The 21,265-nt window shown below is 60.5% G+C and carries 18 protein-coding genes; 8 read left to right on the top strand and 10 right to left on the bottom strand.

The window, feature by feature from the left end; translation table 11 throughout:
- The first annotated feature begins 132 nt into the window (after positions 1–132).
- Entirely contained in the window at positions 133–1,080 is a 948-nt protein-coding gene (locus GYN08_RS19220) for a GTP pyrophosphokinase (RefSeq protein WP_235946393.1), read from the top strand.
- Positions 1,081–1,213: 133 nt separating this feature from the next.
- Here the strand turns inward: GYN08_RS19220 and GYN08_RS19215 are convergent, their stop codons facing one another.
- The 3 genes from GYN08_RS19215 to GYN08_RS19210 form a co-directional block, all read right to left on the bottom strand.
- Complete coding sequence (locus GYN08_RS19215; protein ID WP_328802980.1) at positions 1,214–2,038, bottom strand: M15 family metallopeptidase; 825 nt, start codon at positions 2,036–2,038, stop codon at positions 1,214–1,216.
- 82 nt (positions 2,039–2,120) lie between these two features.
- Positions 2,121–2,978, bottom strand: a complete 858-nt coding sequence (locus GYN08_RS23850; protein ID WP_235946392.1) for a hypothetical protein — start codon at positions 2,976–2,978, stop codon at positions 2,121–2,123.
- A gap of 73 nt (positions 2,979–3,051) precedes the next feature.
- Positions 3,052–6,132, bottom strand: a complete 3,081-nt coding sequence (locus tag GYN08_RS19210; protein WP_166277743.1) for a DEAD/DEAH box helicase — start codon at positions 6,130–6,132, stop codon at positions 3,052–3,054.
- Positions 6,133–6,511: 379 nt separating this feature from the next.
- On the opposite strand from GYN08_RS19210, the gene GYN08_RS19205 reads away from it, so the two are divergent.
- Positions 6,512–7,366 (top strand): AraC family transcriptional regulator, encoded by an 855-nt coding sequence (locus tag GYN08_RS19205; RefSeq protein ID WP_328802984.1) that lies wholly within the window; start codon positions 6,512–6,514, stop codon positions 7,364–7,366.
- 223 nt (positions 7,367–7,589) lie between these two features.
- The gene (locus tag GYN08_RS19200) at positions 7,590–8,066 is read left to right on the top strand and encodes an HTH domain-containing protein (RefSeq protein ID WP_166277737.1); all 477 of its coding nucleotides are present in this window, start codon (positions 7,590–7,592) and stop codon (positions 8,064–8,066) included.
- A 68-nt stretch (positions 8,067–8,134) separates the two neighbouring features.
- On the opposite strand, the gene GYN08_RS19195 is transcribed toward GYN08_RS19200, so the two are convergent.
- The gene (locus GYN08_RS19195) at positions 8,135–8,641 is read right to left on the bottom strand and encodes an SMI1/KNR4 family protein (RefSeq protein WP_166277734.1); all 507 of its coding nucleotides are present in this window, start codon (positions 8,639–8,641) and stop codon (positions 8,135–8,137) included.
- 230 nt (positions 8,642–8,871) lie between these two features.
- The gene (locus GYN08_RS19190; RefSeq protein ID WP_166277731.1) at positions 8,872–11,313 is read right to left on the bottom strand and encodes a glycoside hydrolase family 31 protein; all 2,442 of its coding nucleotides are present in this window, start codon (positions 11,311–11,313) and stop codon (positions 8,872–8,874) included.
- Between the two features lie 404 nt (positions 11,314–11,717).
- Between GYN08_RS19190 and GYN08_RS19185 the strand changes: the two genes are divergently transcribed.
- Positions 11,718–12,488 (top strand): tryptophan-rich sensory protein, encoded by a 771-nt coding sequence (locus GYN08_RS19185; protein WP_166277727.1) that lies wholly within the window; start codon positions 11,718–11,720, stop codon positions 12,486–12,488.
- Between the two features lie 833 nt (positions 12,489–13,321).
- Here GYN08_RS19185 and GYN08_RS19180 read toward each other — a convergent pair.
- The 3 genes from GYN08_RS19180 to GYN08_RS19170 form a co-directional block, all read right to left on the bottom strand.
- Positions 13,322–13,708 (bottom strand): RidA family protein, encoded by a 387-nt coding sequence (locus GYN08_RS19180; RefSeq protein ID WP_166277724.1) that lies wholly within the window; start codon positions 13,706–13,708, stop codon positions 13,322–13,324.
- Between the two features lie 206 nt (positions 13,709–13,914).
- Positions 13,915–15,240: an MFS transporter gene (locus tag GYN08_RS19175; protein ID WP_166277722.1), complete on the bottom strand. Its 1,326-nt coding sequence runs from the start codon at positions 15,238–15,240 to the stop codon at positions 13,915–13,917.
- A gap of 79 nt (positions 15,241–15,319) precedes the next feature.
- Positions 15,320–16,714, bottom strand: coding sequence for a sensor histidine kinase (locus GYN08_RS19170; protein ID WP_166277719.1), 1,395 nt, complete (start codon positions 16,712–16,714; stop codon positions 15,320–15,322).
- 227 nt (positions 16,715–16,941) lie between these two features.
- Between GYN08_RS19170 and GYN08_RS19165 the strand changes: the two genes are divergently transcribed.
- The 3 genes from GYN08_RS19165 to GYN08_RS19155 all read left to right on the top strand — a co-directional run bounded on the left by GYN08_RS19165 (position 16,942) and on the right by GYN08_RS19155 (position 19,242).
- Positions 16,942–17,799, top strand: coding sequence for a carbon-nitrogen hydrolase family protein (locus GYN08_RS19165; protein ID WP_166277716.1), 858 nt, complete (start codon positions 16,942–16,944; stop codon positions 17,797–17,799).
- Positions 17,800–17,809: 10 nt separating this feature from the next.
- The gene (locus GYN08_RS19160; RefSeq protein ID WP_166277713.1) at positions 17,810–18,502 is read left to right on the top strand and encodes a GNAT family N-acetyltransferase; all 693 of its coding nucleotides are present in this window, start codon (positions 17,810–17,812) and stop codon (positions 18,500–18,502) included.
- A 71-nt stretch (positions 18,503–18,573) separates the two neighbouring features.
- Entirely contained in the window at positions 18,574–19,242 is a 669-nt protein-coding gene (locus GYN08_RS19155; RefSeq protein ID WP_166277710.1) for a GNAT family N-acetyltransferase, read from the top strand.
- A gap of 54 nt (positions 19,243–19,296) precedes the next feature.
- On the opposite strand, the gene GYN08_RS19150 is transcribed toward GYN08_RS19155, so the two are convergent.
- Entirely contained in the window at positions 19,297–19,557 is a 261-nt protein-coding gene (locus tag GYN08_RS19150) for a hypothetical protein (protein ID WP_166277707.1), read from the bottom strand.
- 84 nt (positions 19,558–19,641) lie between these two features.
- A complete protein-coding gene (locus GYN08_RS19145; RefSeq protein ID WP_206023834.1) occupies positions 19,642–19,869 on the bottom strand; it encodes a CsbD family protein in 228 nt (75 codons plus the stop codon).
- A gap of 353 nt (positions 19,870–20,222) precedes the next feature.
- Here GYN08_RS19145 and GYN08_RS19140 point away from each other — a divergent pair, with 353 nt between their 5' ends.
- The gene (locus tag GYN08_RS19140; protein ID WP_166277704.1) at positions 20,223–21,134 is read left to right on the top strand and encodes an FMN-binding protein; all 912 of its coding nucleotides are present in this window, start codon (positions 20,223–20,225) and stop codon (positions 21,132–21,134) included.
- The last annotated feature ends 131 nt before the right edge of the window (positions 21,135–21,265 follow it).

The raw sequence follows: 21,265 nt of genomic DNA, 5'->3' as shown, positions 1-21,265 counted from the left end.
CCCGCTCTTCCGGTTACAAGATAAGGCGGGGGTAGGCGCATGCCCGCAATCGACAATCGGGTTCCCTATGCTTGTCAGTTTACAATAGATGCGCCGATCCCACAATCCAAGCCCTTTCAGGAGTAGATCATTTTGAACAAGACCCGAGAATTTTTGGAAACGCCAACAAGCCTGCCGGAAGAAGCCGAGCGCGCCGCCCTGGAAAGGGCGATTCGCGCACCGCACGGAACGCGGCTTTTCCCGCGCGGCAGGTGGGTCCACACTCCCGCTATGCACCGCCAAGCGCTTCGGCAGCTCCGCGGCGAAATCGAGCGCATACGCAGGGAATGGAAAAGCGACGAGGGCTTCAGCCCGATCGAACATATTAAAACGCGTATCAAGGAGCCGGCCAGCATTCTGGACAAATTGTCGCGGCTGGGTCTGGAACCTTCCGTGGAACATGTAACCGAACGCATCCACGACATCGCGGGCATGCGAATCGTATTCGCCTTCGTGACCGACATTTACCTGCTGCTCGACCGGATCGACCGCCATCCGGATCTTCGGATTCTCTGGATCAAGGACTACATCATGAATCCCAAGTCCAACGGCTACCGCAGTCTGCATATGCTGCTGTCCGTCCCCGTCGAGTTCGAGGGCCGGACCTGCCGGGTACGGATCGAGGTGCAGATGCGCACGCTGGCGATGGATTTCTGGGCCAGTCTGGAACATATTTTACTGTACAAATATGATCGGAGGGTACCGGATTATCTGGAACGCGAACTCTCCTCCGCAGCCGGCGCCGCAGGCGAATTGGATCACAAGATGCTGGCGCTGCGCAGCGAGGTCCTGTCTCTGGGCGAAGAGGAAGAGCGGTCGCGCAGAAGCGGGCAGTCCTTTATGCCGGGCCGGGGAGACGCGGGAAAACATCGGGCTCAAACTTTACACGGGCCTGAAAAGTCGTCCGCGCCGCCCCACAAACGTGCCGCTTCGGATAAACCGCCTTTCGCCGGGCCTTACTGCGTGCGAAGCGAGGCCGAACGAAGAAACGGCCGGGCTTTATTCGATTCGAACTCGGAAAAACGCACGTTCCGGCTTTGAACCGGCGGACGGCCTCAGGTCGTCCTTTTTTGTTCCGTACAAAACAAAGACGCCCTTTACGATTGTAAAGGGCGTCTTTTCCCCGTCCCGAAAATTCGGGGTTCGTTCGATCTCAGGCCGGTAAAGACGGCTTTTACTGTCCGCCCGCCAGGCTGCTCTCTTCCAGATACTCTTCGAGCGACAGTCCGCTGGCGTGTACCGCTTCGGCCAGTTCCTTCCCGACGTAGCGAATATGCCACGGTTCATAAGAGTAGCCGGTTTGCTCTTCCTTGCCTTTGAGGTAGTGCACGATGAATCCGTACTCCTGCCCGCGGTCGGCCAGCCAGCGGCCTTCCTCGGTATCGCCGAAAGACTGCTCCAGCGCGTTGCCAACGCTCGGCGAGGATACGTCCATGGCAAGCCCCGTCTGGTGCTCGCTCGTGCCGGGCGCCGCGCTGACTTTGGCCGTCTCCTCTTCTCCGCGCGTGGAGACATTGTAGTCGTAAATGTCTTTCTGGCGCGCATAGGAGCGATAACCCGACACGGCGTACAGCTCGATTCCGTCCTTCTTCGCTCCCGCGAACAGCTGCTCCAGCGCTCCGGCGGCTTCTTTGCGCATGCGGCTCTTCTCCTGGTTCTCCGGGTCGCCGAAGGAGAATGGCACGTTCGGCACGACCAGATCGGACGGCTCGTAGCCGTCCGGCAAGTGACGATTCTTATTCACCACGACATGAATCGATGTCGGATTGGTCACCACGTTCCTGCCGTCCTTCTGTTCGACCGTGGACTGAAGCGAATCTCCCGCAAACGGACTTTGCGATTTCCCCGCTCCGTCTTCGGTTCCCCCCTTGACCGACTGCTGCGCCTCGCGATCCGGTTCGTTTTTGGCTCCCGCGGCGCTGCAGGCGCTTAACAGCCCCGCCGCCAGCGCCGTACCGAGCACGATCGTTCCCCATCTCGATGCGGTATATATGTTCACGCAGATTCCTCCCTGCTGTCCTGCTCTGCTCCGCTCCGCTTGCGCTGCTGATCTCGTCTTTTTCGCGTTCTGTCCAATTTTCTCACAAGCTTCCGCCCATCCGGACGCGCATCGCACGCCGAAGTTCCGACAGCGCCGCTTCCGCAGGGGCGGAGTCCGGCAGCAGCGAAAGATCGCCGGGACCCGGCAGGGCGGCTTCCGCAGCCGCCGGCTCATCCGGCAGGCGTCCGTGCTCGTGCAGCACGCCTTTCTCGGCCGCCGAAGCGATCCACTCGGCGATCTCCCGGCCGCCGCCTTCCGCGGCGGCGCGCGGCGCCGATTTCGGCGCCGCTTCATCCGGAGCGGCGGCCCAGCCGTCGCTCCACGCGGCCAGCGCCGCGCCGGCCAGCTCGCCGGGATCGATGCCGGCGAGCGTAAGTCCGAACGCCGGATGCGTTCGGACGGCTTCGGCCGCCGCCGCGAGGGCGGCCGGCACTTCCGGACCGCCGCCCGCCTGCGCGGCGGTCATTTCCCAGGCGGCTTCGCCGCCGTCGAACGTCAGCTGCGTTCGCGCGGACGGAATCTCGGCTCCGTCCGCCCGAGCGGCCGTTCCGCCGCCTTCGCCGGACCCCGATGCCGTGCCGCTGCCGGCCTCGGTCCGGCGGTCTTCCGCATCGGCCTCTCCGCCGCCTTCGACGGCGCGCCGCGCCGGCCGGCTCCGTCCCGGCTTCTCGTCGCCTCCCGGCCGTATCGTCAGTTCGCCGGCTTCGCCGAGCAGGCGATACAGCCCGAGCGCCGAATGCTCCGCCAAGCGCTGCCAATCCGCCCTCTGCTTCGCCGAAGCCGGGGCAATCGGAATTTCGACCCGGCGGGAAGCCGAACCTTCCCGCCGTTCTTCTTCGACAACGGCGATCAACAGGCCCGGCTTCGCTTCCAATTGTACTACGTGCAGGTTGCTCATCTCCATCCCCCTTTTCGCCGGGCGCAAAGCGGGCTTGCCGCCCTTATCGCCCCGCCGGACGCCCTTCCGGCGTTTACTCGATCCGTTCTCCCTGCAGGGACACGAGCGTCCGCAGTTCCTCGTTGGACATTTCCGTCAGCCAGCGTTCCCCGGTTCCGGTGACCCGCTCCGCCAACGTTCTTTTGTTCTCGATCATCTCGTCGATTCGTTCTTCCAGCGTCCCCTGGCAGATCAGCTTATGCACCTGCACGCCGCGCCGCTGACCGATCCGGAACACGCGATCCGTCGCCTGATTCTCGACGGCCGGGTTCCACCAGCGGTCGAAATGCACGACGTGGTTGGCGCGGGTCAAGTTGAGGCCGAGGCCCCCCGCCTTCAGCGACAGAATAAACGCGCTCGCGCCTTCGCCCTCCTGGAACGTCCGGATCATGGAATCGCGATCTTCCTTTTTGACCGCTCCGTGCAAAAACATCGGTTCTTCGCCGTAGCGCCGGCCCAGTTCTTCCGCAAGCAGCTTGCCCATGCGGACATACTGGGTGAAGATCAGCACCGACTCGCCGTTGTCCCGAATCCGGTCAAGCAGCTCGATCAGCTGCATCAGCTTGCCCGACTTTTCGGCTTTGAATCCTCCCGTATGGTCGCGCACGAGCGCGGGATGGTCGCAGATCTGCTTAAGGCGCGTAAGCGCCGACAGCACGATGCCCTGACGGACCGTCCGGCTGGACGCTTCCCGGCTCTCGACTTTTTGCATCAACTCCCCGACGACGGATTGGTACATCCCCGCCTGTTCGATCGTCAATTCGCAGTACGACTTCAACTCGATCTTCTCCGGCAGGTCTTTGCGGATATCGGGATCGCTTTTCAAGCGGCGCAGCATGAACGGAGCGACCATCGTGCGCAGCTTGTCGCTTTCCTCCGGCACCTGCGGCGCGTTGGCGCCGAAGCGGCGGCGGAACGAGGCCGCCGAGCCCAGATAGCCTGGATTCATGAACTGGAAGATCGACCACAGCTCGGCCAGCCGGTTCTCGACCGGCGTCCCGGTTACGGCAATGCGGTGCGGCGAGTTCAGCTTCATGACGTTCTGCGCCTGCTTCGTGCCGTAATTTTTGATCGACTGGGCTTCGTCCAGCACAACCGATGTCCAGACGATCCCGCGGAATTCTTCGACGTCCCGGCCGATCAGCGGATACGTCGTCAAAATGATGTCGTGTTCCCGGGCGCAGCGTTCGAACGCCTCGCCGCGCAGCCGCTGCGTGCCGTGATGCACGTGCAGCGTAAAGTCCGGGGCGAAACGTTGAATCTCCCGCTGCCAGTTGCCGAGAAGCGACGTCGGGCAGACGATCAGCTTCGGGCCCGGCATCGGATGGTCGAGCAGGCAGGCGATGACCTGCACCGTCTTGCCCAGGCCCATATCGTCGGCCAGACAGGCTCCGAAGCCCATCTCGCGCATCGACGACAGCCAGCGGTAGCCGCGTTCTTGATACGGGCGCAGCGTGCCGTTCAGCGCGGCCGGCACCTGCCGCTCCGCGGAAGCCCGGCCGCCGCCGCGCAGCAGATCGTACAGCAGCCCGTAAGTCTCGATTCCCGAGACGCCGACGCCGTTCCAGACGGAGTCGTCCTCGGCGGCCGAGAGCTTCAGCAGCTCGCCGAACGTCATCTCGTGCACGGTCTGCTTCTTGAGCAGCCGCAGCACCTGGCGGACCTCCTTCACGTCGACTTCGATCCATTCGCCGTTCAAGAAGACGAGCGGAACGCCGTCTTCCGCGATTCGGCGCAGTTCGTCAAGACCGATCGACGTCTCTCCGATCGTCGCCTCCAGATCGAATTCCACCAGCTGCTTGATGCCCAGCGCCGCTTCGCCTTCCCCGCTCCGTCCCGGTTCGAGCCGCGCTTTGAGCTTCACGCCGGCGGGACGCCGCCCTCTCTTGGTGAAGCGCGACGGCATCTCGATCCGCACGCCGTCCGCGCGCAGCGCGGGCACGCCGGCAATCAGGAAATCGAACATGTCCTCCGCGCCGAGCCAGGCTTCTTCCGGATGCGGACGGCTCAGCGCCTCTTCCAACTGCGGCACCTGCCGAGCGGCCTGCCCCAGCAGCGTCAGAAGCTGGCGTTTGGGTTCCGCGTAGCGTCTGCCGCGCAGCACCAGTTCGTCTTCGGTCAGGCGCCAGATATCCGAAGCCGGCAGCGAAGCCCCGGCTTCCAGTTCGTCCTCGGCGCGGAACGCCAACCGCCAGCGGTCGGCCTCCGGGCTGTCCGGATCGGAAATCTTCGGCTCGAGCCGAAGACCCAGCCTCAGCCGGGCGCTTCCCGCTTCTTCCTCGCCGGCGCTCTCCGGCACGGAACCGCCCAGTTCGGCGATCTGCCGTTCCAGCTCTTCGATATCGTCCGAAGCGCCCTGAACCTTCGTTTCGCGCTGCGGATCGAGCAGGCTGTTCCACCACAGCGCCGACAGCGGCGAGTATCCGCGCCGGTACGGAAGCTTCATCTGCTGCAGGCGGCTGCGCATGCCGCCCAGCATAAGGCGCATCTGTCCGTCGATCAGCGCCGACAGAAACGAATGCAGGACCAGCTCGCGCGCTCTTCCGAGCGGCGGCGATTCCTCCTCCGTGCCTGCCGCTCCGGGCGCCGTCAGCCCGATCGGCGGCATCGCCGCGGCCAGCGCGGCGAAGCGCTCCCGGTCTTCCGGCCGCTCCAGCAGCGGCTTCCACGTTCCCGTAAAGCTAAGTTCCGATGCCCTGCGCGCACTGACTCGCGCCGGCGGATCGGCCGCCGGCACGAAGCAGCCGTCCGCCAGCAGGTCGCGCGCGAATTTCACCGCCGCGCTCCAATAGCGCATTTCCGCCCCGGGCGCGAAGCCCTGCGCGGTAAATTTCTGCTCGTCGAAGTCCGACAGCAGCGCAAAGGCCGACGCGGCCGGCAGAGCCAGCCCTTCGAGCGTCCGCCCGCCGAATCCGCGGGTGCGGCCGCGGCGCGAGGACGCGCCCGGCCAGCGCAGTTCCGCAAGGCGCAGCGCGGCCTGTCTAAGCGGCTTCTCGCCGCCGATATCCAGTTTTCTCACCTGCCGGGTCCAGGCGTCCACCTTCGGCTCCGACGTTTCGCCGGAGAAGCAGAAGAAGACGTCTCCCAGCCATATTCCATAAAGCGGTTGATTCATGTTTGTCCCCCGTCTTGTCCGCTTTTTTCGTGTTCTGTCCTACCTGAGCCAAAATTGCCCTTCTCCCCATTCTAAACGATATCCGGCATTTTTTCGACTGATTCCGCAATGTCCGTGCAGGCCGCTTCGCGCTTTCGCCCCGGAAAGGCTTGACCGCTCCCTGCCGCCTGCTTCACGATGAAGACGAACGGCGGCAAAAATCCGGCCGACGCCGCCCGGGCCTCCCTTCGATCCTTTCCCTAAAAAACCTTGCACAAGCTGTACGACCTTCGCAAGGCATTCGGGCAGGGGACGCTCTAGACTGAAGGGGAAAGGACGGGTTTACGGGGAAGCGCCCGCGCCGGGCCGACAAGAGGAGGGACAGGTTGCGTTGGAATGGATGGATCGCATGAATGCGGCGCTCGATTATATCGAGGAGCGCCTGACGGAGGAAATTTCGTATGCGGAAGCGGCAAGAGCGGCCTGCTGCCCCGCTCAGCATTTCCAGCGCATGTTCGCGTTCGTCACGGATATCCCGCTCGCGGAATATATTCGCCGAAGAAGGCTGACGCTGGCCGCGTTCGAGCTGCAAAACACGCCGATCAAAGTGGTGGACGTCGCGCTCAAGTACGGCTACGAATCGCCCGAAGCTTTTGCCAGAGCGTTTCAGCAGCTGCACGGCGTGACGCCGACAGCGGCACGCGGCACCGGCTCGCCGCTTAAAGCCTACCCCCGGCTTACCTTTCAATTCACGTTAAAAGGAGCTGCGGAAATGAATTATCGGTTGGAACGGGCGGAAGCGTTTCGCATTGCGGGAGAAGTGCTCGCCGTAAACACGGAGCGGGCGTTCGAGGAAGTACCGGTACGCTGGGCCAAGGCGGCGGAAGAAGGGCTCTTCGGGAAACTGTGGGAGATTCGCCGGGAAGATGCTCCGCTGCGCGGCATCCTGGGCGTGCTGGCGGCCGGGGAATGGGGGCGGTCCGAAACGTTCGATTATTATTTCGCGATCGCCTCGGACGCTCCGCTGCCCGGCGGCATGGCGGAACTGCGCCTCCCTGCGGCGCTTTGGGCCGTCTTCGACGTGCCCGGCGTGCCGGAAGGCTTCCGGGAAACCTGGAAAAGAATGTACGCCGAGTGGCTCCCTTCTTCGCCGTACGAGCTGGCGGACCTGCCGGCAGTGGAATGCTATCTTCCTCCCGAAGAGAACCGCAACGAGCTGTGGATTCCCGTCGAACCAAAACCGCGAAAAAGCTGAGCGATTCCGCTCGGCTTTTTCTCCGTTCCGTCGTATTTCCGTCGCATTTCCGGCGCGTCCTCGAAGCGCTCCGCGGCGCGCGCAAATCCCGAAATTCCGGCGCGCCGGAAAGCTTGTCCGGGGCGTTCCTCTCCTTTCCGGCCTCGCGGCCGACGCCGCGATTACGGTATAATGGCTTTGATTGCCTGATTTTACTCTAATCGCGCGCAAGGAGGTCCTTCTTATGACCGAAAACAATTCCCGTTCTTTCGAATTCGAGGAAGAACCGCTCCCACACGAAGCGATCGGCAGCCGCGAGCTGCTGAGCAGCGCCGTACAGGCGTACAAAGTCTCGTTCGAGTCGCTGGAACGGCTCACCGGCATCGGCCGGAACGATCTCGAAGCGTACTCGAGCGGCGACAGCGACCTGGATCATTTGGACGCCGCGCAGCGCTCCGCCGCGTTCGACCTGATCGCCTTCCTCGGCCTCGGCATCAATACGCCGCAGATCCCGCCGGAAGAAAGGCTTCGCGCCGTCATGCAAGGGTTGTCGGAAAGCTTCGGCCTGACTCCCGAAGTTTTTGCGCTGCAAAGCGGCGTCGAGCCTTCGGACGCCGAACGCTTCCTCGCCGGACGTAAAGTCGCCGCCGAGAAACGGTTCAAGCTGGCCGTCGGCGTACTGTTCCTGTACTTCCTGATTTATCGCAGGGCGGACATGTAAAAGCCCGACGCATCCCGCGTCGGGCTTCCTTGTCGGCGCCTGGATTTCCGTTCCGGAATCCGCCCGTTTCAGACGGCCGCTGCCCGATTCTCCACCAGCTTGACGAGCCAGTCGTCGAACGCCGTGAATCCGTCCGCTTCGATCCCCTGCTTCGGCGGAGCCGCCGAACGAAACACGCCGTATCGCTCGTCCCGCTCGCTCCCCGGCCTGAAGCCGCCGAAACATCCGAACTTCGGCATCGATACGGCGAGGAGCAGCTTCGGATAAAGGCCGTCGCCCCGGCTTCCCAGCGCTTTTTCGGAAAAATCCGCGATTTCGTCCGGTCCGATAATCTCGATCCCCGCGCCCAGCGGCTCCGCAAACAATTCGACCGCGCCTACTCCGATCAGGAAGCGCTTGTATTCGGCCGGAAGTTCCAAGCCCGAGCTTTGCTCGAACGCTTCCAATTCTTTGCCCGTAAACGTTCTGCGCCGGGCAAACCGGTAAGGCTGGCCGTTCTCCAGTTCGATGAAACTGCCCTGGCTCGCCCGGATCCAGGCATTGATCTGATCGTACGCTTCGATGATTCTCCACATGTCCTTCTTCAACTCCCGCTTCGCGTTGTCGCTTCTCCTGTACGGCAGGCGGCCCCGCCGTCCATTTTCGCCCGCTTTTGTATGTAAGGTATTGCCGGACGTGCGCTTTCCTTTTCATTCTAAGCCTGCAAGCCTCCAAATTCCAACTTTTCGCCCGAAACAAAAAGCCGGCGGCGGTTTCGAGGACCGCTGCCGGCTTTTTCGGCTTTATTCCGCCTTCCGCGCCTTTTTTACCCTTTCAGCTTGAACGACGCTCCCTGGCTCGCGTCTTCCACTTGAAGGATCAGGCCGCCGGTCTGCTCGTCGACGTACCAGCCTTGCCGGCCCTTCTCGGCTTCGCCGCGTTCCAACTTGTTCAGGCCTTCGATTTCCGACGGCGCGAACGCCGTGCAGACGAGCGCGAACCGGAGCAGATTGCGGTTGGCCGTGTAGCCGTGGCGCTCGTAGCGATAGCTCAGTTCCAACTCCCCTTCGCCGCCGCGAAGCTCGAACCGGATCAGGGACGATACGCCGCTGACGTAGTCGAAGCTGGCCCCGTCGTCTTCGTACAGGCTGTACTCGGCTTTGAATCCCGGTTCCGCTTTGGCCCCGTAGACCCGCAGCGTCAGCGTCTCGTCCGTCCGGTCGTCCGCGTACTGTTTCGACTCGCCTTCCGCGATCACGGCCCCCGCCCGGATGTACAGCGGCATGACGCTGAGCGGCGCATGGGCGAGAATGTGGCGGCCTCCCTCCAGCGTCTCACCGGTCCAGTAATCGATCCACTGTCCTTCCGGCAGGTAGACGGCCCGGTGTTCCGTGGCCGGCCGGTAGATCGGCGCCGCCATCACGTCGCTGCCGACGAGGAACTGATCGCACAGATTGGTCACGTTCGGATCGTTCTGGTACTCGAGCAGCAGCGGACGCATCGGCGGAAGCCCCGTCTCGGCCGCTTCGTGGAACAAATTGTACAGATGCGGCATCCAGCGATAGCGCAGGCCGATGTACTCGCGGAGGATGCCTTCGATCTCCGGACCGAACGACCACGGCTCCTGCCGCAGCGTGCCGATCGACGAGTGGTTGCGGCAGTAAGGGAACAGCACGCCCATCTGCGTCCAGCGCACGAGCAGTTCCGCCGACGTATGGTGCGCGAATCCGCCGATATCCGGTCCCGCAAAAGACAACCCGGACAGGCCCATATTGAGCACCATCGGCATGGCGAGCGCCATATGCTCCCAGAAGCTGCGGTTGTCACCGGTCCATACCGCCGCGTAGCGCTGGATGCCGGAGTAGCCGGCACGCGTCAGGACGAAAGGCCGCTCGTTGTCCATATTCCGCTTGAGGCCTTCGTACGTCGCCTTGGACATAAGCATCCCGTACAGATTGTGCAGCTCTTCGTGCGTTTTGGGGCTGCCGTTGTTGCCGTGCATGACGTCGAGGTCCATCGTTTTGGAGCTGTTGAACACGGCCGGCTCGTTCATGTCGTTCCAGATGCCCGGAATGCCGAGATCCGTATAATATTTGTGCAGGTCGCCCCACCACTGCGCCGCCGTATCGTCCGTAAAGTCCGGAAAAGCGCTCGTTCCCGGCCATACGTCGCCGAAGAAAATGTCCCCTTCGAGTTTGCGGCTGAAATAGCCTTTCTCGACGCCTTCGCGATAAACGGCGTATTTCGGGTCTTTTTTGACGCCGGGATCGACGATCGGCACGATACGGATGCCCATCTCCCGCAGCTCCGCCATCATGCCTTCGGGATCGGGGAACCGCACAGGATCGAACGTAAACACCCGGTACTCGTCCATGTAATGGATATCGAGGTAGATGACGTCGCACGGAATCTGTTTTTCCCGGAACGTGCGCGCCAGATGCAGCACTTCGTTCTGGTTCATGTAGCTGTAGCGAGACTGGTGATAGCCGAGCGCCCATTTCGGAGGCAGCGCGATGCGGCCGGTCAGGCCGGTGTAACCGCGGACGACGTCTTTCAACGAAGGGCCGTATACGAAATAGATATCGTAGTCGCCCGTCGAACAGCCGATCGAATACGAGATGCCGTGCGAACGCATATCGAAGTCGGTACGTCCCGGGTTGTCCAGGAAAATGCCGTAGGAACATTTGCCGTGCATGTGCACGAGCAGCGGAATGGATTCGTACAGCGCTTCGATCTCCGGCATGTGCGGCGCGTAGACGTCCGTGTTCCACATCGTGTAGCGCTCGCCCTTTTTGTCGAGGAAGCTGGCCTTCTCCCCCAGACCGTAAAAATGGGAGTCTCCCGGCATGTCGTATACCGATTGGATGGCGCCTCTCGGGTTCCAGCTGACCGTATTCTGGCGGGCGATCAAGCGTTCTTCCCGATCGAACACGGATACCGCCGAAGACTGCTTCTCGATCTCCAGCACGAGACTGCCTCCCGTCAGCTTCCAGGCCGTCTCCGTTTCCTCCACCTCCGCCTGGAGCGGTTCGCTTTCCCTCGGCAGTACGGCGACCGTCGTGGACAGATCCGGTTCTTTGCCCATGAACAGCTTCATGCGGAACAGATTGTCGTCCAGAAAAACGAAGGCCAGCGACGCCCGCTCCCCCCTGCATACATATACGCCGTTCATATGCTCCAGCGTCAGCGCTCTTCCGAGCGTACCCCACGCCTCCTGCACGATCATCGGCCCTACCCGGTCCGGGTGTATCGCTTCACTCGTATCCATATCTGCGTCAGCTCCTTTTAAAGCCTGCCTTCGGCCGCTTGTCGCGAACCGAGGCGGCGTGATGTCGGTTTCGGCTCCGAGGTGAATTTGCGTATGATCACATATTTCACCGTTATCGTGCCGTCTGAACGAATCCTTCGGACCCTTTTCGCATTAAATCTGGGCAAACGTTTGCACAAAAGGGCGCAGCATTGCTTTTCCTGCCGGATTCGCGGAAGGCTTGAGGATGAAACCGCTCTCTTCTTTTCCGATTATGCCATCTTTGCTTCCTCGCCGCAATCAAAAAATTCAACGACCGGGTACGCGAACGCGCAAATGGGGTATAACATGGTTGTAGCCCGAAATGACTTGCCGGTCATTTCGGTACCGACGGATGCTTTTCATTCTGAAAGGAGCTGTTCCCTTTGTTCTCGTCTTCGAAAAATCCGTACAAATGGTTGAACGCCGTTCTTCTTGCGGCCGTGATCGCCGTCAATGCGATGGCCACCCTGCTGCCGCTCGCCGGCCGGGATACCGGCGAAATCTCGGACATGTACAAAAACCTGCTGACGCCGGCCGGCTTCGCGTTCTCGATCTGGTCGGTCATCTACGTCCTGCTGATCGGATTCGTCGTTTACGGCTTTGTCGCCGAACGCAAAGACCGGGCTTCCGCCGCGGCGCCCGGACCTTGGTTTGCCGTCAGCTGCGTGCTCAACATGGCTTGGCTGTTCTGCTGGCATTATCTGCTGATCGAGCTGTCGGTCGTCGTCATGCTGCTGCTGCTCGTTTCTCTGATCATGATTTACGTACGCACCCGGCTGGACCGGGAGCGGCTCGAAGTGCTGGACATTCTTTTCGTAAAGGTCCCGTTCAGCCTGTATCTGGGTTGGATCAGCGTCGCCACTATCGTCAATATCTCCGCTCTGGTCACCAAGCACGGCTTCGGGGATGTCGGCCTCGGCGATACGGGATGGGCTATCGTCATGCTGATCGCAGCCTTGCTGCTGGCCCTCGTGATCGGATTCCGCTACCGCGACGGCGTTTATCCGCTGGTCTTCGCTTGGGCGCTGTATGCCATCTCGGTGGAACAAGCGGATACGGTTCAGGCCGTGCACACGACCGCGCTGGCGACGTCGATCGCCGCGGCCGCGTTTGCGTTGTGGATGTTTGTGCGGTCTATCATGGATCGCGACTGAGGAGGCGCGGGGAGCGCGGGGAGCGCGGGGAGGCGCGGACCCTCGCCTCGGGGAGCGCGCGCGTTCGGGGGAGCGTCTGGGCGGGGGGCTCGCGTGAGGGGCAAACGTTCGGGCTCACCCGCCGTTGAAACCGGGAAATTTCGATCGGAGTACAGGCCAAGGTGAATTTCCCGGTTTCAAATGCGGCCGCTCCGCTGTTCGCCTCGAACGTTTGCCCCTTGCGGAGTCACTCCGCAAGGACGCCGCTTCCCTTCGGGGCGCGGCTTTCACAGGAGAGGGACCGTGCCTGACGGCGGTCCCTCTCCATGTGCGTTTAAGGCGGGGAGGGCTGCCGGAAAGCCTCCGTCTCCCGGCATGGGAGAGCGCCGCGGGCGGGACTTCGGCGGCCTGCGCACGCCTGGTCCCGCGGGAGAACGCCGTGGGCGAGACTTCGGCGGCCTGCGCACGCCTGGTCCCGCGGGAGAACGCCGCGGGCGGGACTTCGGCGGCCTGCGCACGCCTGGTCTCGCGGGAGAGCGCCGCGGGCGGGACTTCGGCGGCCTGCGCACGCCTGGTCCCGCGGGAGAACGCCGCGGGCGGGACTTCGGCGGCCTGCGCACGCCTGGTCCCACGGGAGAACGCCGCGGGCGGGACTTCGGCGGCCTGCGCACGCCTGGTCCCGCGAGAGAGCGCCGTGGGCGAGACTTCGGCGGCCTGCGCACGCCTGGTCCCGCGAGAGAGCGCCGCGGGCGGGACTTCGGCGGCCTGCGCACGCCTGGTCCCGCGGGAGAGCGCGAAAAAGCCGACTGCACGGGCAGTCGGCTTAAGCGATCGGGTCGGAATATCGTTCCCGGTCAGTCGACCAGAGCGATTACTTCGACTTCGACCAGGGCGTCCTTCGGCAGACGAGCCACTTCGACCGTGCTGCGGGCCGGATAAGGCTCGTTGAAGAATGTGCCGTACACGGCATTGGCTGCGGCGAAATCGTTCATGTCCTTGAGGAACATGGTCGCTTTGACGACGCGGTCGAGGCTGCTGCCCGCGGCTTCGAGAACGGCGCGCACGTTTTCGAGAGACTGCTTGGCCTGCGCTTCGACGCCGGACGGGAATTCGCCCGTCGCCGGATCCAGTCCGAGCTGTCCGGAAGCGAAGACAAAGCCTCCTGCCGCGACTGCCTGCGAGTAAGGACCGATCGCGCTAGGCGCTTGGTCGGTGACGATCGGCTTTTTGGTGTTCGACATGATATCCCATCCTTTTCGGCTTGTATTGGGCGCTTATCGGGAATAAACGCTTGATCCGCCGTGCTGCGGCCTGTTTCCGGCAGCGCGGCGGTTTCTGCTTTTCGCATATAGAGACAGTTTAAGCGGTGGAAAAGCTTCTAGCAAGCCGTCCATGACGGACGGACGAGACCGAATCCGGCCGGATGTCGGGATTTACGGCCGCCGGGTCAAGCCCTGGCTTCTTTTCGCCGGATCAAGCGGCGCAGCGGAGAAGCTTCCTTGCGCTCTCCGACAAGCACCCGGCGTCCGACCGTGACGGAGAACACGAGCAGCAGCGCGCCGACCGTCATCTGTACGCCGTAAGCCTGAATCCAGTGCGGACCTCCTTCGACCCAGTCGTACACCCGCCCGCCGATCAGCGGACCGAAGAAGGACATCAGGCCCGTCGAGGCGGAATACACGGCGGTAAACATCGGACGCTCCCGCTTCGGCGTGTCGCCGATAATGAAGTTGAACGACAGCTGGTTGAAGCCTCCGATTCCCGCGCCGAGCAGCATATGGGCGAGCACCAATGCCGCAACGACCGGCAGAAACGCCTGCAGTCCCCAGGACAGGCAGGAGACGGCGACGATCGGCAGCGTCCAGTACAGCAGCTGCTTGCTGCTGTAGCGGGCGTTCAGATTCCCCCAGACGTAAAAGCTCGCCATCATGCTCAGCGTCTGCACGACCGTCATCGTCGACACCGTTTTATAGCTGAGGCCCAGGATGTCGAGCATGACGTACGAGAATAGCGGCACGACGATCGTCTGCAGCAGCAGAAAGAACGACAAAAAAGCCGTTGCCCGGATAAAAGAAGCGTCATGCAGAGGCTTGCGCAGCATCGGAAAAAACTTGGTTTCCGCCGAGCGCTCGAACGGCACGTCCGGGAATTTGAGCAGAACCAGGATATTGATCAGAATGCATGTCCAGACGACGATATACAGGATCAAAAATCCCGGCCCGCCCGGATTGGCGTCCAAAATGATTCCGCCGACGAACAGCGTCAGGCTGCCGACCGCATTGACGATCATGTTGCGCATGCCGAAATAACGGCCTCTGACCGCCGGCGGCACCAGGTCGCTCACGATCGACGTCCAGAGTACGGTTACGACGGCGTTCGCCAAAAAAGCGGCCACGTACAAAACGACAAAAGCGGTGACCCAGTGCGACGGATCGAACAAAAACGGAACGAGACCGGTCGCGCCCCAGATCAGCCGCTGAACGATGCCGAAGGTGACGAATATTCGTTTTCTTTTTTCAAGGCGCTGAATCAGAAAAGCCACGGCAACCTGGGCGATATTGACGAAAGTCGTGATCGCCAACACGAAGCCGACCTGGGAGGCGCTGGCACCCAGATAGAGCAAAAATCCGGTCAAGAACGGCCCTGCCAGCAGAGTCTGGAACACGATCGCCGGGATTCCCTCCGCCGTGGCGATCCGCAGCTGTCTTCGCTGCACGGAGAACTTTCGCTTGGGTCTGTTTTTGACGACTACGGGTGCTTTGATAAGGGACACCTCCTTGAAAACTTCCAGAAAGTTTTATCCCTTTTCACTTACCCAGGACGCTTCCGCCCGAAAAGCGAGCGTGCCGGCTTCAAGAAAGAGGAAGGAAGAGCGAGAACGTGCTGCCTTTTCCTTCCGTGCTCTCCATCCGGATGAATCCGCCGAGCAGCCGGGACAGATCGCGGCTGATCGACAATCCCAGCCCCGTTCCCCCGTATTTTTTGCTGATGGTGCTGTCCGCCTGCTGGAATGCTTCAAAGATCGTAAAATGCTTGTCGGCCGCTATGCCGATGCCCGTGTCCCGGACGGCGAAGACGATCCATTCCCCTTTGAGCTGCGGTTCTTCGGCTTTGTAGACATGAAGCTCGACTTTGCCCGTTTCCGTAAACTTGAAAGCGTTCGCAAGCAGGTTTCGTAAAATTTGCTGCAGCCTCTGCGGATCGGAATGGATCGTGTCGGGCAGGCCTTCCTCCATACGGATGTCGAACGCCAGGCGTTTGCGCTCGGCGGTCAGCTCGAAGTAAGGACCGACCCAGCCGGCCACTTCGACCAGACTGATATCTTCGTTGACGATCTCCAGCTTGCCCGCCTCCACCTTGGACAGATCGAGGATGTCGTTGATAATCTTGAGCAGGTCTTCCCCGGAATGGAAAATCAATTGCCCGTAGCGCGCCATTTCCTCGCTGGGCGTGTCTTCCGCCGACTCGGAAATAAACTGCGCGAGGTTGATGATGCTGTTGAGCGGCGTCCGCAGTTCATGCGACATGTTCGCCAGAAATTCCGACTTGTACTGCGAGGCGAGCAGCAGCTGCTTCGCCCGGTCCTCCAGCACGATCTTGTTCTTGCCGAGTTCCTCCGTCTGCTGGTGCAGCAGCCGATTCGCCTCTTTCAACGCGATCGCTCGCTGCTGATCCTTCTGGAAATCCCGCAGGATGAAAGCGAAGAGTCCGCACAGCAGAATGCTGGTCGGCAGCGCGTAAGGCACGATGTGCGTCAAATAATAACCGTCCGGCATTACGCCGAAAATCATGATATTGATGCAGTTCAGCAGGTTCATCAGCACGATGACCAATGCCGCCCGTTTCGCGAATGTCCAGTCCACGCGGCGCAGCCACACATTCAGCAGCGCGCCGGCGGCTCCCAAAATGGACAAGTTGATAAATCCCGCCACCGCCGCCTCGCTCCACCCGAAAGCGAAGCGGGTCAGCCCGATGCCCACCCCTACCACGAGCACGACCGGCGGACGGCTGTATACGAAGATCGCGATCAGCAGCGGAACAAGACGCATGTCGAAAATCACGTCCTCCGTCAGCCTGAATCCGAACATCATGGCAGTCCAGCCGCCGGCAATCAGCAGCAGAACGGAGCATATGTATTTTATGATCCCCGAGGTTCGATAGATCGCGTACTTATAAATCAAGTTGGCGATATAAGCGCAGGTAACCAGGACCGCCATATTTTGCACAAACATTTTGGAAAATTCCATCTCTTCGCCTCTGCTTCCTGGATCTTCCGTTCCGGCTGTTGTCGGCCCCATCATACCATGAAGATTCAGTTCCGGGATATATGCTTCCGATTCGAACGTATGATCTTTTATTCTTATATACAATACATTTTTTGTCAAGGACAGAAGCGGTGGCCGCATGCTCCGTTTCCGACCGGCCGTCAATTTGTTATGATGAAATCATCTTGAATTTTAGGAGGTTTACGCCGATGAAAATGCGCGCAGCCGCCGTGCAGTATCGCCTGCATACCATTTCCACGTTCGACGAATTCGCCGCACAGGCCGAACATTATGTAAAAACGGCTCAGGAGTTCGAAACCGAGTTCCTGCTGTTCCCCGAATTTTTCACGACCCAACTGCTGTCCATTCCGGACGAGCACGGCAGCGCGCAGGGGATCGAGAATCTCCCTGATTATACGCAGCCTTATCTGGATTTGTTTCGGAAGCTCTCCTCCGAGTCGAAGATGCACATCATTGCGGGCACCCATGTCGTACGGCGCGAGGGCAAGCTGTACAACACCGCCCACCTGTTTTATCCGGACGGCAGAATCGAGACGCAGGAAAAAATCCACATCACCCCGACCGAAGTGCACGAATGGAACATGGCTCAGGGAGACGCGCTGTCCGTATTCGAGACGGAAAAAGGCACCGTTGCGCTCCTGACCTGCTACGACATCGAGTTTCCGGAAATCGTTCGCATGGCCCGGGCCAAAGGAGCCGACGTCATCTTCTGCCCTTCGTGTACCGACGACCGGCACGGCTTTCACCGGGTCCGCTACTGCTGCCATGCGCGCGCGATCGAGAACCAAATTTATATCGTCACCACCGGCACCGTAGGTTCGCTGCCGACGGTCGATTTCATGCGCGGCAACTTCGGTCAGGCTGCGGTCATCTCTCCGAACGACGTGCCTTTCCCTCCGCGCGGCATCGTGGCCGAAGGAGAGATCAACGACGACATGATTATCGTTGCGGACCTCGATCTTGCGCTGTTGGATAAAGTTCGGGAAAAAGGCTCCGTCACTACCTGGAGAGACCGGCGCACGGACCTTTACACGGATTGGTCCTGAGGCCGTACCTATGAACCGCGAATATCTGTACGAAAAAAGCTGCTACGTTTTCCGCGACGGACAGCCGGAGCGGCTGACCATCCGCAGCTATACGGAAACCGACGTCGAAGCGCTGATCGAAATTCAGCGGGAATGCTTCCCGCCTCCGTATCCGCCCGAACTTTGGTGGAACCGCGAGCAGCTGCTCCGGCATACGGAACTTTTTCCCGAAGGGGCGCTGTGCGCCGAAGTGAACGGCCGGCTTGTCGGTTCGCTGACCACCCTGATCACGGCATTCGACCCGCAGCACCCTCGGCACAGCTGGGCGGAAATGACGGATAACGGATATATCGGCACGCACAACCCGGACGGTGATACCTTGTATGTGGTCGACATCAGCGTCTCTCCGTCCGCCCGCGGTCTGGGTCTGGGCAAGCAGCTGCTCCAATCGGCTTATGAGCTGGTCGTGGCGCTGGGCCTCAAGCGGCTGCTCGGAGGCGGTCGAATGCCCGGCTACGGAGCCGTCAGGCACGAAGTGACGCCCGAACGCTACGCGGACGATGTCCTGCAGGGGCGGCGGCGCGATCCGGTGATCGGTTTTCTGCTGCGCTGCGGCCGCACTCCGCTGGCTGTCGTGCCCGATTATTTGGAGGACGAGGAATCCGCCAACCATGCCCTGCTGATGGAGTGGCGCAACCCGCTGCTCTTTCTGCAGCGGCGTTAACGCGCTTGTCCCCATTTGGACTGGCGCGCAAGAAGTTGTCGTTCAATTTCGAATTATGGGAGGAAAACAATATGGAATACATCCGAGTTAACGACATTGCCGATCCGCTGTTTGCGGGACTGCATCGATTGATGAGCGAAATTTTCCCGCCCGAGGAAGTGCTCGCGTTCGATCTGTGGAAAGAACCCCTGCTGGACCCCGGCATCCGCGTTTTCGTCGCCGTCCATGAGGGAGAAGTCGTCGGCGCCACCGAATATCGGTATTACGCAGGCGACGACATCGCCATGACCGATTTCACGATCATCGGCCGTCCCGGCCTCGGAATCGGACCGTTCCTGGCTTCCCGCCGCGAAGCGAACCTGAAGCGGCTGGCCGCTGAGGCGGGCGGAACGCTGAAAGGCATGTTCGCCGAAATTTACGATCCTTACCGCTCGCAGGATCACGAATTCGGCGGCGTGAAACCGATGGATCCGTTCGTCCGGCGCGAGGTGCTCGCCCATCTCGGCTACCGCCGGCTTGATTTCGATTACGTACACCCTTCCTGGCAGGGCGACGGCGAAGCCGTAGGCGGGCTGGACCTGTGCTTCCTTCCTTACGAAGAAGCCTCTTCGCTGCCGGGACCGTTCGTCGCCAAGTTTTTGCGGACCTATTACAGCGTATTGGAGCCGAAGCCGGCCCAATGGCTCGATATGGTCGAGACGCTCGAACGCCAAGAGAGCGTTAAGCTTCTGCCTTTATAAACGCCGGAACCGGCCTAAACGTTTGCATTAGAAAAAAGAGTGCTAACCGCGCCTTCAGGCGCGGTTGGCACTCTTTTCTTCTTCATATTCGAGCGGACGGGAAAACGCATGCCGTGTCCATTTCGACAGCACCACGGGATCGGGAGAAGTCCCGGCTTCGGCTTCTTCCTTCCGACCCGGCAAAAACTCCGTTTCTTCCGGGGCCAACTTGTAATAACGCAGATCGTAGGAACTTACGAGACCTCCCTGAACGGTAAGGACCTTGTTGCCGCGCTGCTCGATGATCTTGCCGGATACGATCCGAGATTCGGCCATGCTGCGTCCCCTCTCTTCCGCTTCATACTGGAACCTGCAGAACAAAGCTGCGTCTTCTCCGTCTTTCTCCGTTCCGGCAGCCGCTTAGCGGTCGTTGCCGGTGGTCAATGCCGAAGCCCAGGACTTGTACTCCAACTCGGCCGATTCGGCGTCATGACCGTATCTTTCCCGAACTTTTTCGATCAGCTTGTCCTTGTCTCCGTTTATATAGTCCAGATCTTCTTCCGTCAGCTTGCTCCACTGCTTCTTCGCCTCGTGCTGCGTCTGATTCCATCTGCCCTTGATTACTTTGGTTTCGATCGGATTCGTCATGTGGTCAGCTCCTTATCTGGATGGAAATCCGTTTACTTGAATTTACCCCTGCCCCAAACCGGTGAATCCGTTCTCAAGACGCTTGCTTAAAACGGAGCGAGATCGAAAAAAAACGAAATTTGATACTTTTTAAAGGAAATGAGACATTTGGCACACACTTTGTGATTGTTCTCACATGAATACTTCAAATTGTATGTTATTCTTTTAACGAAAACGGTAACGGACCGAGATCGAACCTGCGTATCGCCCTTCCGGGCGGCTGTCTAGACTGAACAATCCCGATCCGACGTCATCGTTTTCGGCTAATCGTCGAACTTGAGGACGGTTTAATCAGACATAACGGAGGGGTTAAGATGGGTAAAAAGAACTGGTCCGTATTGATGTGCAGCATCCTGTTGATGGGAACGCTCGCGGCGTGCGGAAGCAAAAACGAAACGGCCGAACCTGCCGCGCAGCCCGCGGCGCAGACCGAAACGACGAAGGAAACGGCAAGCGAGCCGGCGGCTTCCGAGAGCGCTTCTTCCATTCAAGACGGCATGTACTTCGCCCAAGGAGAAATGGACGCGAAATCCGGTTGGCAGCCTTACGTGATTCTTAAAGCCGAAGGCGGAAAAATCACGGATGCCACTTGGAGCGCGTCCAGCGTCAATGCCGGTCCCGACAAAAAAACGTATTCCGAAGAAGGCAAATACGGCATGAAAGCCGGCGGCGCTTCCTCCGAATGGCACGAGCAGGCCGAAAAAGTCGAGCAGTACCTGATCGACAACCAGGACCCGGCGAAGATCACGACCGATGCCGAGGGACACACCGACGTCGTATCCGGCGTGTCGGTTCACGTGAATGATTTCACGACTCTTGCCCAAGAAGCGCTGGCAGCCGGACCTGTTGAAGCCGGCCCTTACAAAGACGGCGGTTATCACGCGGAAGCCGCGGACTTCGATGCCGAAAGCGGCTGGAAAGAAACGGTTGACGTTACGGTCGCGGCCGGCAAGATCGTGGCCGTTAACTTCAGCGGCGTAAACGCGGCCGGCGAAGACAAAAAGACCAATTCCAAAGAAGGCAAATACGGCATGAAAGAAAAAGGCGGAGCTCAGGCCGAATGGCACGAAGAAGCCGCAAAAGCCGAACAATACTTGATCGAAAAACAAGATCCGGCGGCCGTCGAGACGAAGGAAGACGGAACGACCGACGCGATCAGCGGCGTAACCATTCACGTCGGCTCTTACCTGAAGCTGGCCGAGCAGGCTCTGGCGAACGCGAAATAAGCTCTTTTTTCCGACTCCCGCAGCTTAAACAAGAAAGCCTGATTCATTCTCAATTCTGAAACAACGGACAGCCCTTCGCCCGACTGAAACGGTTCGACAGCAGGCGGGCGGGACAAGTCCTTCCACGGAAA

Origin of the sequence: Saccharibacillus alkalitolerans (assembly GCF_011090185.1) — a bacterium.
Classification (GTDB): Bacteria; Bacillota; Bacilli; order Paenibacillales; family Paenibacillaceae; genus Saccharibacillus; species Saccharibacillus alkalitolerans.
This window is presented reverse-complemented; position numbering and strand designations above follow the sequence as displayed.